The sequence below is a fragment of the uncultured Phenylobacterium sp. genome (genome assembly GCF_902826855.1).
Lineage (GTDB): Bacteria > Pseudomonadota > Alphaproteobacteria > Caulobacterales > Caulobacteraceae > Phenylobacterium.
The window spans coordinates 6,699-18,725 of the sequence record NZ_CADEGK010000083.1 but is presented as its reverse complement, the minus strand read 5'-3'; the positions used below and the strand labels follow the sequence as shown (position 1 = coordinate 18,725).

Below are 12,027 nucleotides of genomic sequence, written 5' to 3'. Positions count from 1 at the left end.
GCCATCGGCGGCGGCATGGCCAACACCTTCCTCTATGCGCAGGGCCACGATGTCGGGGCCTCCTACTGCGAGAAGGAGCTGGCGGAAACGGCGCGGGAGATCATCCGCCTGGCGGGCCAGAACAACTGCAAGCTCTTCCTGCCTCTGGACGTGGTGGTGGCCGAGAAGATGGCACCCGGCGCGCCGGCGCGGGTGCGCGACCCGGGGTCCATCGACGACGACGAGCGCATCCTGGATGCCGGGCCGGAAACGGTCGAGCGCCTCAACCGGGCCATGGGCAATTCGAAAACCCTGATCTGGAACGGCCCGCTCGGCGTGTTCGAGATCCCGCCCTTCGACAAGGGCACGGTCGAAGCGGCTAAGCATGCCGCCAAGCTAGCCCGAGAGGGGAAGCTGGTGGCGGTGGCCGGCGGGGGTGATACCGTAGCGGCCCTGAACGCGGCCGGCGTCACCGACGACTTCACCTTCGTCTCGACGGCGGGCGGCGCGTTTCTTGAATGGATGGAAGGCAAAGCGCTGCCCGGGGTGGCTGCGCTGGCCCAGTAGAGGACAGTGGGGAACCGGAGATGGCTCGGATTACGCTTCGACAGTTGTTGGACCACGCCGCGGAGCACGGCTACGGCGTCCCGGCCTTCAACATCAACAACATGGAACAGGCCCTGGCCATCCTGGAGGCCGCCGACAGCGTCGATGCTCCGGTGATCATCCAGGCCAGCCGGGGCGCGCGGACCTATGCCAACGACATCGTGCTGAAGCACCTGATCGACGCGGTCGCCGAGATGTACCCGCACATCCCGATCTGCATGCACCAGGACCACGGGAACAACGAGGCGACCTGCGCCACCGCGATCCAGTTCGGCTTCACTTCGGTGATGATGGACGGCTCGCTGAAGGCCGACGGCAAGACCCCCGCCGACTATGACTACAACGTCGCGGTCACCAAGGCCGTCTGCGACATGGCCCACTGGGTCGGCGCCTCGGTGGAAGGCGAGCTCGGCGTGTTGGGCAGCCTCGAGACCGGAATGGGCGAGAAGGAAGATGGCCACGGTTTCGAGGGCAAGCTCGGCCATGACCAGCTACTGACCGACCCGGCCCAGGCGGTGGAGTTCGTGAAGGCCACTGAGGTCGACGCCCTGGCCATCGCCATGGGCACGAGCCACGGCGCCTACAAATTCACCCGCAAGCCCGATGGCGCTGTGCTGGCGATGAACGTGATTGAGGAAATCCACCAGCGCCTGCCCAACACGCACCTGGTGATGCATGGCTCCTCGTCGGTGCCGCAGGAACTGCAGGACATCATCAACAAGTATGGCGGCGAGATGCCCCAGACCTGGGGCGTGCCCGTCGAGGAGATCCAGCGCGGCATCAAGCACGGCGTGCGCAAGATCAACATCGACACCGACAACCGGATGGCCATGACCGGCGCCATCCGCAAGGTGTTCGCCGAGAACCCCGGCGAGTTCGACCCGCGGAAGTACCTGGGCCCTGCCCAGGCGGCGATGCGGGCGGTCTGCAAGCAGCGCCTGGAAGAGTTCGGTACGGCCGGCTGGGCCTCGAAGATCAAGCCGCTGCCGATGTCGGCGATGGCCAAGCGCTACCAGTCGGGCGAACTGGCGGCGAAGATCGGCCTCACCCGTCAGGCGGCCGAATAGCTTTCAGACCGCGGGCCGGGCCATCCGGATCTCGCACCTGCGACCCGAAGCCTCGGTGGCTGGGCGGGCTGACGGCTGGCCCACCGTGTTCCTTCCAGGTCAGGCGCCCCGGCTCGACGTCCAAGCTGGACGCGCGTGGGTAACGCGTCTCCACGCTGAAGGTTCGCCGGTGGACCAACGACCTTCCGTCGCGCGGCCCACAGGTCGGGAGCTAGCTTCGCCGTTCGCGCGTTGGGCCGTCATGGACGTGAACGCATCGCGCGAGGAGGGCTATGCCCGGGGTCTGGCCCGCGCCGGCGCCGGTGCGCTGATCTTCGGCTTTCCGCTGCTGATGACGATGGAGATGTGGGAGCTGGGGGTCCACATGGACCGCTTCCGGCTGGCTCTGTTCGTCGCGGTCACCGCCGGGGTGGTCTTCGGCCTCAGCCGCTTCGCCGGGTTTCGCGACGACACGACCTTCGCCGACGATGCGCTGGATGCGCTGGCAGCGCTCCTTGTGGGCGTCGTCGTCTCGGCGGCGCTGCTGGCGGTCATGGGCTTGATCGGCCCTGGCACGGCCTTCCGGGAGGGTCTGGGGATGATCGCCGTCCAGGCCGCTCCGGCGAGCATGGGGGCGGTGCTTGCCAACAAGCAGCTGCAGCAGGGGATGAACCGGGCCGCCAAGGAGGATCGCGCAGGCTACCTTGGCCAGTTGTTCCTGATGGCCGCCGGCGCGCTGTTCTTCGCTTTCAACGTGGCCCCGACCGAGGAGATGATCCTGATCGGCTTCAAGATGACCCCATGGCACGCGGTCGTGCTGGTCCTGCTGTCCCTCCTGGCGCTGCACGCGCTGGTGTTCACGGTGGGCTTCGCCGGGCAGCATGATCGCGAAAGTCACCTGCGCGCCTTCCTGCACTTCACCTTCGCCGGGTATGGCGTCGCCCTGCTGGTGAGCCTCTATGTGCTGTGGACGTTCGGGCGGCTGGACAGCGGTGTCAGCGAGGCGATCCGCGCGGTGGTTGTGCTGGGTTTCCCGGCGGCCCTCGGCGCGGCGCTTGCCAGGCTGGTGGTCTGACATGGCTGCGCGCAAGAAGCCTGCGAAACCGGCGCTGCGGCGAACGCCGATCCTGGAATGGGCGGCGGCGACGCTGGGCCTGCTGCTGACTCTGGCCGTACTGGGGTACTCGCTTTGGGAGGGCGCGACGGACCGCGACGGGCCGCCCAGCCTGACCGTGACTGGCCGGCCCGGGGAGAAGACCGCCGGCGGTTACGTGACGATGCTGACGGTCCGCAACGCCAGCCACGCCACCGCCGCCGGCGTGGAGGTGCGCGCGACCCTGGAAAGGGCCGGCCGCGTGGTCGAGGAACGCCGCGCCAGCTTCACCTACGTGCCCGGGAAGGGGAAGGCGACGGGTGGGGTGATCTTCCAGACCGACCCGGCGAGCGCACGGCTGCGGATTGAGGCCGAGGGCTTTCAGGACCCCTGAGCTTCAGTCCTCGATCGGGTTTCCCCGCATCTCCTTGATGAAGAAGAAGCCCACCACAGCGGTGAAGGCCGCGACGCTGATGGGATACCAAAGGCCGTAGTAGATGTTGCCCGTGGCGGCCACCATCGCGAACGCCGTCGTCGGCAGGAAGCCCCCCAGCCAGCCATTACCCAGGTGATAGGGCAGCGACATCGAGGTGTAGCGGATCCGAGCCGGGAACATCTCCACGAGGGCTGCGGCGATGGGGCCATAGACCATGGTCACATAGATCACCAGCAACCAGAGCAGCCCTACCACCAGCGGCTTGTTGACCAGAGCGGCGTCAGCCTTGGGCGGATAGCCTGCGGCTTGCAGCTCGGCCGTGAAGCCCTTGGTCCAGGCGTCCTTGGCGGTCTTGAACTCCGCCTTGCCCAGGGCGCCGCCCTCCAGGCTGGAGACCTCCTTGGTCCCGATGCGGACCACCGTCGGGGTCCCGGGGGGCGCGGCAGCGTTGGCGTAGCCGACCCCGGCGGTCGCGAGCGCCCCCTTGGCGACGTCGCAGCCGGATGTGAACGACGCCTTGCCCACCGGATCGAACTGGAAGGTGCAGGTCGCGGGGTCCGCGACCACCGTTACCGGCGCCGAGGCCGAGGCCGCCGCGAGTTGTGGATTGGCCGCCGCGGTCAGGGTCTTGAAGATCGGGAAGTAGGTCAGCGCGGCGAGCACGCACCCGGCCAGGATGATGGGTTTCCGGCCCACCTTGTCCGACAGCCACCCGAACACGATGAAGAACGGTGTGCCCAGGATCAGTGCGACGGCGATCAACTGGTTGGTCAGCGCCCCGTCGACCTTCAGCATCTTCTCCAGGAAGAACAGAGCGTAGAATTGGCCGGTGTACCAGACCACCGCCTGCCCGGCGGTAAGGCCCAGCAGCGCCAGGATCACCAGCTTCAGGTTGGGCCAGCGCAGGAAGCTCTCCGTCAGCGGCTGCTTCGACGTCTTCCCCTCGTCGACCATCTTCTGGAACACCGGACTCTCGTTCAGCCGCAGCCGGATCCACAGAGAGACGCCGAGCAGCAGGATCGAGACCAGGAACGGGATGCGCCAGCCCCAGGCCCTGAACGCCTCCTCCCCGATCTGGCCGCGGACCACCAGGATCACGATCAGGCTGAGGAACAGGCCGAAGGTGGCGGTCGTCTGGATCCAGCTGGTGTAGAGCCCGCGCTTGCCGGGCGGCGCGTGCTCCGCGACGTAGGTGGCCGCCCCTCCGTACTCGCCGCCCAGCGCCAGGCCTTGGAGCAGGCGCATGGCGATCAGCAGGATCGGCGCGGCCACGCCGATGCTCGCATAGCTGGGCAGGAGGCCCACCACGAAGGTGGACAGCCCCATGAGCAGCATGGTGACGAGGAAGGTGTTCTTGCGGCCCCACAGGTCGCCCAGTCGCCCGAAGACGATGGCTCCGAACGGCCGCACGGCGAACCCTGCGGCGAAGGCCAGCAACGCAAAGATGTAGCCGGTGGTCTCGTTCACGCCCGAGAAGAAGTGGGTGGTGATGAAGCTGGCCAGGGAGCCGTAGAGGTAGAAGTCGTACCACTCGAACACCGTGCCCACCGAGGCCCCCGCGATTACCCTCGCGTTGGACCCCCGCACAGGCGCCGCTTCCTCAGCCGCCGCCGCCATCCCCGTCTCCCCGTCGCTTACGCTTTGCTTGACCGCGACCCTAGGGCCATCGCCCACGGCAGGCCACCCGGCGATGGCGCCACCGCCGGGAATGACTACCAGCCCGAACTGCCGGGCCACCGCTGGCCGGGGCGGAGCTGCTCCCAGGGCGGGATGTAAGGCTCGGGCCAGGGCTCTGGTGGAGGATCGGGCGGCCGGGGCGGCGGCTCCGGTTCGGTCGCCGCTTCAGGCGGCTCCGCTTCAGGAGAGTGGGTTTCGGTTGGCGCGGGTTCGGGCGCAGCCGCCGCGGCGGGCTCATCCGCGACCGCGACCGGCGCCTCGGCAGGGTCATCGTCGCGTTCGGAGCGGGTCGCAGCGTCGGGCGCATCGTTGTCCGCCTCTCGCGCGCCCGCGCCGATGTCGAACTCCTCGCTGAGGCGCGCGATCAGGGCCTCGGCGGGGGTGTCCAGGAAGTCGGCGTCGTCGGCGAACTCGAACAGGCGCGCGTCGAGGTCGTTGAAGACTTCCTGGGCGTCGTCGGCCTCGTATTCGTCCCAGACGGCGCGCTCGAAGTGACGGCGCACGCGCATGCGGTGGCGGCCGACCGCCTCGACGCGGGCCCGCTCGGCCGCCTGGCGCTCGGCCCTGGCGTCGCCCTCGTCAGCCCTGGCCTCGGCCTTCAGCTCGCGCCGCAGCCGCGCCTGGACCACGATCGTCTGGCGGTAGGAGCGGGCCATCCGCTGGTAGGACCGGGCCAGGTCCATGGCCTTGCCGTCCTCGTCCTCCGGCAACGCCTCGATCCGCCCGGCGAACCGCTTGGCCAGCCGCAGATCGCAGGCGGCCAGATCGCTCAGACCCTCCAGGGCCGCGTCGATGGGCGTGACGTCGGACATCGGCGCGGAGTGTAGGACAGGGGTGCGTCAGAAGCGGACGTAGGAGACGGAGCGCCGCGACCGTTTCTCCGGCCCGCTGCGGGCCGCCAGGCGCATTGAAGGCTCCTATCGACTATCGGACAGCTTGTCAGCTTCTGCCTGCTGCACGCGCGATCGACGCATGCTGGGGCGGTGACAACACCCTCAACGTAGAACGCGTTATAAGCTGGTAGACAGGCCGCGAGGAACGAGGCAACTTCAGCTTAGCAGGAGCAAGGCGCGAAACAGCGTCGGTCCTGGCCCGAGGAGACACCCAATGACCCGTTCTAACGCGCTGTGCGCGGCGTCCAGCCTTGCCTTGCTTTTCGCCGCGGATGGGGCTCACGCCCAAACCGCGAGCGGACCTCAGGCCAGCGCAGGGTCGGCCGTCACCGAACTCGTCGTCACGGCCCGCCGCCGCGAGGAGGCGGTACAGGATGTGCCGGCCACGGTGTCGGTGTTCACCGAGGAAAAGTTGTTCGACACCGGCACCACGTCGGTCGAGGACCTTCGCAACATGGTGCCGAACTTCGAGTTCGCCAGCGACGGCGCCTTCCGCTCGCGAATCGCCGTGCGCGGTCTGGGCAGCGACCGCTCCGGCGCGCAGACCAATGGCGTCGGCTTCTTCATCGACGGCGTCTACCAGGCCGGCACCACCCGGCTGAACGCGCCGTTCTTCGACCTGCAGCGGCTGGAGGTCCTGAAGGGACCCCAGGGCGCGCGCTATGGGCGGAACTCCTTCGCGGGCGTCATCAACATCGTCACGCGCAAGCCGGACGACGAGCTGCGGATCTCCGGTCAAGGCGTGCTCGAGAACGCCGGCGGCCGGGAGTACGGGGGCATGATTTCCGGGCCGATCCTACCGGGCCAGCTCTTCGGCAAGCTGTCCGTCTCGCACGTCGAAACCGACGGCGACTACAAGCACAACATAACGGGCAAGCATATCGCGGCGCAGGATTCCGTCTTTTACGGCGGCCGGCTCATATGGCGGCCGGTGGACAACCTCGAGTTCGACCTGAACGCAAACAGGTCCGACCTGAATGGTCCGGCATACGCCTTCTCGATCGTCGACAGCCTGCAGGACCTGAAGGAGAATTTCCTTCTCCGGGACGACAATCGCGCGGGCACGCGGCTGAAGGAGGTTTCGCTTCGGACGACGTGGACCCAGCCGAACTTCCAGGTGAGCAACCTGTTCGCCTACCGGGACAGCGAGGGGGACCTGTTCGTCGACGCGGAGGTAACGCCGCTCGACGGCCTGCTGGCGATCATCTACTCCGACGGGGAACAGTACAGCAACGAGGTGCGTGTTCAGTCGGTGGGAGACGGGCCCCTGACCTGGCTCTTCGGCGGCGAGTACGTCAAGAGCAACGGGGGCGCAGATTTCAAGACCGTCTTCCTGGTCGACGCCGACGCCAGCCTTGGGTTCCCGCCGGGATTCCTCGCCTCCGTCGGGAGTCCGCCCGGCTCCTTCGTCCAGAACAGCATCGCGACGAAGGACAAAAACTGGGCGCTCTTCGGCGAAGTGTCATACCTGTTCTTCGATCGCCTGGAAGCGACGGCCAGCGTTCGGTATGACGACATCAGCAAGAGGGCGCGCAACATAGCTGGCGCCGGGAGCACCGTTGGAACCTTCAATGATTCCGCGCTGCAGCCGCTGTTTTCCCTCCGCTACAAGATCGACGACGACACCTCCGTCTACGCTACCGCGGCGCGAGGCATACGCGAGGGCGGGTTCAACAGCTCCGCGCTGACCAGGGACTACGGCATCTTCAAGTCCGACAAGGTCTGGAGTTACGAGGCCGGCCTGAAGAAGACCTTCGAGGGCGGCGCCTACCTGAACCTGGCTGCCTTCTACATGGATGCGTCGGTCTACAATCAGGCGGCCATCATCCGGACCGACGGCGGCTCGCTCGCCAACGGAGCCCTCACGCTGGGCGGCGCCGAGGCCTACGGGCTCGAACTCGATGCGCTCGTGCCGCTCGGCTACGGCCTCAGGCTGTCCTTGAACGCCGGCGTTCTCGATTGCACGCTGAAGGGCATCCCCCCGTTCGCATCGCGCTCGCCTGACTTCCAGCAGGTGAGCCCCGGGGTCAAGAACGGCAACGAGTGCCAGGACTCGGCCGCCTGGTCGGCCTTCACCGCGCTGGATGGCGACTGGGACCTCGGCGGTTCGGGCTGGCGGCTCTTCGGCCGGGTCTCGCTGTCGGGCAAAGGCGAGACGCGGCTGACGAGCGACGCCGGCGTGGACCCGACCCCGGCCACCCCCAACATTGTGTCGGAGCGGATCTTCCGGCGGGACGAAGAGATCCGGGAGCCGCTGTATCTGGTGGGCGCTTCGATCGGCATCGACAACGGCAAGTGGAAGATCATCGCCTTCGGCGAGAACCTGACGGACGAACTCTACGCCACCGACCACTTCTCGCACGAAGGTCTCTTCGACTCCGGGATCGTCGCCCTTGGCGCGGGCAAGTTCATCACCACTCTGGGGCCGCGTCGGCGCTTCGGGGTGCGGGTGCGCTACGACTTCTGAAGCAGGCGCAGCGGCCTCGCCTCCGGGCGAGGCCGATCCGTGGCGCTTGCCTGAGAGCAAACTCTCTGGACGCGACTTGCCGCTTCGTCCGGCCCGGCCGAGTCTTCGCCAGGGCCGTCCGCGCACGGCCTGAACGATCGGGGGTGGAGCATGGACTGGCGTCGCCTAGGCGGACTGGCGGGCATGGCGGGCGCCTTGCTCTTCGTGACGGTGTTCATGGTCGAGGGGTTCCTGCGGCCGGGCTATGACCCTGTCAGCATGTTCGTGAGCGAGCTCTCGCGGGGGCCGCGCGGCGGGATCCAGATCGCCAGCTTTGTCGTGTCGGGCGCGCTGCTGTTGCTGTTCGCCCGCGGCGTTGCGGCGGAGCTGAAGGCCGGGCGCGCGTCGAGGGCCGGGCCGATCCTGCTGGCGATCATCTCCATCAGCCTGCTGGTCTCGGGGCCGCTGGTGATGGATCCCGCGGCGACGCCGCGCGAGCTGATGACGCTGAACAGCCGGCTGCACTGGGCGTTCGGCGCGCTGGTGTTTTCGCTGGCGCCGGTCAGCTGCTGGGTCTTCTGGTTCCGGTTCCGCCGTGACCCCGACTGGCAGGGTTTCCAGGGTTGGACGCTGCTCGCCGCGATGGCGACGACGGTGGCGGTCGTCTTGTTCTCGGCCGGCCCCACCCGCCCGCCGGCGGCGCCCAACGACTTCAACGCCTATACGGGCCTGATCCAGCGCTCGTTGCTGGTCCCGTACCTGATCTGGATATTCGCCTTCGCGTGGCGTCTGCGTCGGCGGGCCGGCCGCGCGGCGTGAGATGCGAGCGGGTCCAACGCTGACGGCAGCCTAGCCGCCGCGCCGCCCTCTCCCGGCCTCTCCCACGGCGCTGCGCGCCTGGGAGAGGAGATCGCGGCGGCTAGGCGCCCGCCGTTTCCGGGGCCCGGGCGCCGACCTTCGGGTGGAGTTGCAGGAAGCCAGGGGCGCGCATGGTGTCGCCGGGCTTCAGGCGGGTGGCCATCTCCGGGAAATTGGGCAGGGCCTTGGCGGTTTTCGGGTCGTAGTGGGCGTGTTCGCCGAAGAAGCGCAGGGTGAGCGTGCGGCGCCGCTGGCCCGGGCGGGTCGGGGCGCCGCCGTGCAGGGTGCGGAAGTGGAAGAAGATCACGTCGCCGGGCTCCACCGCCCAGGAGACGGTCGGCCACTTGTGCTTCTCGGCCTCGATCGGCGGCAGGTTCGGGTAGGGCAGGCTCGTGTCGTGCGGAATGGTCTCGTCCTTCGGGTCGAACTTGGAGGTGTTGTAGACCGTGCCCAGGTGCGATCCCGGGATGAACTCCAGGCTATCTTCCTTGGTGAGTGGCTCGAAGGTGATCCAGGCCACCGCCACGTCGTCGCCGTCCATCGGGATGTAGGAGCCGTCCTGGTGCCAGGGGGTGCGGCGCGTGTCGCCGCCCTCCTTGAGGAACACCTGCTCGTAGATGAACCACACCGGGTCGGTCCCCCAGAGCCGTGCGCAGGCCTCCGGGATCGGCGAGGCCTCCAGCATGTCGCGGTACCCCTCCATCACCTTCGGGTGGTAGCTGTCGGCGTAGAACAGCGGCGAGCCGTCGCGCTTGAGGTTCGGCGCATTCATCGCCGTCGGGTTTGCCAGGCTCCATTCCCACGACTTCAGCGCCGCATCGAACTGCTCGGGGTTCAACAGGCCGGGCACGTGCACCACCCCGTCGCGCTTGTAAGCCTCACTCAACGCCGCCCAGTCGACCGCCATTGTTTCCTCCGTTATTTAGAGCAGACTCTAATTTCAGTGCGGCCTTGTCAACGACAAGTCGCGCCGTATCGTGAACGCCGGAGGATGTGACGCGATGGTCGACTACCGGGGCGCGGCGCCGCTGAACGAACGGGTTGAGTTCTTTTCGACCGAGTGGATCGCGGCGGCCGAGGCGGAGCTGCAGAAGATCGTGCGGCGCCACCCCGAGGCCCTGGCCGGCGTCGACTATTCGCTGTCGGAGGCGTTTTCCGACGCGCCGCCCCACCTCGGCGCGCCGGAGGGCCGCGTGGGTTGGACGCTGCGGTTCTCCGGAGGCGGCGTCACCGTCGAGCGCCGACCCGACGAAGCGGCCGACATGGTCGTCGCCGGCCAGTACCAGGCGGCGATGCCCGTCGCCCAGGCGGTGGGCCCGATCGCCACGGCACGGGCCGCCAAGCTGGCCGCGCACCTGTTCGGCAAGAAGGCGCTGCGGGGCCGGGGCGCGCCGCCGCCGCCGGGCCTGGCGCTGGTGCTTCGCGAGTTGCACGACCACCTGGCGCGCAGGACGGTGGAGAACCCTGATCTCACGCACCGGCTGGGCAGCCAGGGCCTGAAGCGCAAGGCCCGCGAGCTGGCGCGCGACGGCTACACGGTGCTGGAGAACGCGATCCCGCACGACATCGCCGACGAACTGCGCGAGCTCTCGCTGGACATCATGCTCTCGCACAAGAGCCCCGGCAGCCGGAACGGGCGGATCGACTGTATGGGGCTGATCTCGCGCGGGCGGGCTTTCGAGGAGATCGTCCAGCACCCGACCCTGCGCTCGATCGCCGAGTCCTCGCTGGGCGGCGCGATGATCCTGCAGACGGTCAGCAGCGCCATGAAGGCCCCCGGCCCCAGCGCGGTGCCGGCCCACGCCGACTACGTCGCCGTTCCGGCCCCCTACCCGAAGTACGCCTTGGTGGGCGTGGCGGTCTGGGCGCTGGACGACTGGACAGTCGAGGCCGGTCCGACCTGGATCATCCCCGGCAGCCAGAAGCGCAGGCGTCCGCCGGAGCCTGGCGACAACCTGGAGGGCGGCGTGCCGATCCTGATGCCGAAGGGGTCGGTGACCTTCTTCACGCAGGGCGTCTGGCACTGGCAGGGCGACCGCACCGCGCCCGGCGAGCGCGTGTCGCTGCACAACACCTACCAGCGCCCGTTCATGCGCCAGGCGGACGACTTCTCGAACATCGACGCGGTGCTGCACCGCAATTCGCCGGTGCTGAGCACCCTGACCGGCCACGACGACTACTTCGGGCGCAGCGACTACATGGGCCACGACTTCAAGCGCAGCGGCTACATGAGCCGCCGCCAGCGGTGGGACGCGCAGCTCGCGCTGTGAGCCTGGGCAGGGGATGGAGGCGACGATGACGGCCGTTCTGACGCGAGACGTGGAGGCCGCCCGGCGCGACCTGGACGTGTTCGGCTACTGCCTGCTGCAGGACGCGCTCTCGGCCGAAGAGGTGGCGCGTTACAAGGCCGCGCTCCAGGCGGCCGCCGGCTCGTCGGGCGGGGTGATGAACCTGATCGGCCGCGCCCCGGCTTTCCTGGACCTGGTCCAGCATGCGGGGGCGCTGGAATTCGCGGACTATCAACTAGGCCCCGACTTCCTGCTCTCGGGCAGTAACGCCATCATCCAGCGGCCGGGCGCGCCAGCGCAGCGAATGCACAACGACCAGGCCTATGTGCCGCCGCCTTGGAACTACCCCGTGACGATGAACATCGTCTGGATGCTGGACGACTTCACCGCCGCCAACGGCGCCACGCGCGTCGTGCCGAAGAGCCATCTGCTCAACGTGGAGACGCCCAACGGCATTCGCAGCTTCGAGGCGTGGCTGGGCAGCCCGATCTTCACCGCGCCGTTGGGCGAGCCGATTGCGGTGGAGGGCCCGGCAGGGACGGCGCTGATCATGGACGGGCGCATCTGGCACAACGCCGGGCCGAATTCGACGACCGACCAGAGGCGCCACGGGGTCCAGACCTACTATTGCCGGCCGCACATGCGCCAGCAGACCTGCTTCCACCTGTCGCTGCCGGCCGACATCCTGGAACAGGCGAAGCAGTC

Annotated in this window: 11 protein-coding genes; 8 read left to right on the top strand and 3 right to left on the bottom strand. The window is 68.2% G+C overall.

Annotation, left to right across the window (positions count from 1 at the left end; translation table 11 throughout):
* The 4 genes from pgk to QZV94_RS12890 all read left to right on the top strand — a co-directional run.
* Nucleotides 1-546: phosphoglycerate kinase (gene pgk, locus QZV94_RS12905; protein ID WP_293678297.1), on the top strand; the 546-nt coding region annotated here is incomplete at its 5' end.
* A gap of 20 nt (nt 547-566) precedes the next feature.
* Nucleotides 567-1,652 (top strand): class II fructose-bisphosphate aldolase, encoded by a 1,086-nt coding sequence (gene fba, locus QZV94_RS12900; RefSeq protein ID WP_293678296.1) that lies wholly within the window; start codon nt 567-569, stop codon nt 1,650-1,652.
* Between the two features lie 241 nt (nt 1,653-1,893).
* A complete protein-coding gene (locus tag QZV94_RS12895; RefSeq protein ID WP_293678295.1) occupies nt 1,894-2,706 on the top strand; it encodes a TIGR02587 family membrane protein in 813 nt (270 codons plus the stop codon).
* Between the two features lies 1 nt (nt 2,707).
* Nucleotides 2,708-3,118: a hypothetical protein gene (locus tag QZV94_RS12890; RefSeq protein WP_293678294.1), complete on the top strand. Its 411-nt coding sequence runs from the start codon at nt 2,708-2,710 to the stop codon at nt 3,116-3,118.
* Between the two features lie 3 nt (nt 3,119-3,121).
* Here QZV94_RS12890 and QZV94_RS12885 read toward each other — a convergent pair whose 3' ends face one another.
* The gene (locus tag QZV94_RS12885; protein WP_293678293.1) at nt 3,122-4,777 is read right to left on the bottom strand and encodes an MFS transporter; all 1,656 of its coding nucleotides are present in this window, start codon (nt 4,775-4,777) and stop codon (nt 3,122-3,124) included.
* Between the two features lie 95 nt (nt 4,778-4,872).
* Nucleotides 4,873-5,649, bottom strand: coding sequence for a hypothetical protein (locus tag QZV94_RS12880; protein WP_293678292.1), 777 nt, complete (start codon nt 5,647-5,649; stop codon nt 4,873-4,875).
* 295 nt (nt 5,650-5,944) lie between these two features.
* Between QZV94_RS12880 and QZV94_RS12875 the strand changes: the two genes are divergently transcribed.
* Both QZV94_RS12875 and QZV94_RS12870 read left to right on the top strand, forming a co-directional pair.
* Complete coding sequence (locus QZV94_RS12875; RefSeq protein WP_293678291.1) at nt 5,945-8,197, top strand: TonB-dependent receptor; 2,253 nt, start codon at nt 5,945-5,947, stop codon at nt 8,195-8,197.
* 150 nt (nt 8,198-8,347) lie between these two features.
* On the top strand, nt 8,348-8,995 hold the full coding sequence (locus QZV94_RS12870) for a DUF998 domain-containing protein (RefSeq protein ID WP_293678290.1): 648 nt from the start codon (nt 8,348-8,350) through the stop codon (nt 8,993-8,995).
* Nucleotides 8,996-9,095: 100 nt separating this feature from the next.
* Here the strand turns inward: QZV94_RS12870 and QZV94_RS12865 are convergent, their stop codons facing one another.
* Complete coding sequence (locus tag QZV94_RS12865) at nt 9,096-9,941, bottom strand: phytanoyl-CoA dioxygenase family protein (protein ID WP_293678289.1); 846 nt, start codon at nt 9,939-9,941, stop codon at nt 9,096-9,098.
* Nucleotides 9,942-10,035: 94 nt separating this feature from the next.
* Here QZV94_RS12865 and QZV94_RS12860 point away from each other — a divergent pair, with 94 nt between their 5' ends.
* Both QZV94_RS12860 and QZV94_RS12855 read left to right on the top strand, forming a co-directional pair.
* Nucleotides 10,036-11,304 carry a phytanoyl-CoA dioxygenase family protein gene (locus tag QZV94_RS12860; RefSeq protein WP_293678288.1) on the top strand — a complete coding sequence of 423 codons (1,269 nt, stop codon included), beginning with the start codon at nt 10,036-10,038 and terminating at the stop codon, nt 11,302-11,304.
* Between the two features lie 25 nt (nt 11,305-11,329).
* On the top strand, nt 11,330-12,027 hold a 698-nt coding region (locus QZV94_RS12855), incomplete at its 3' end, for a phytanoyl-CoA dioxygenase family protein (protein WP_293678287.1).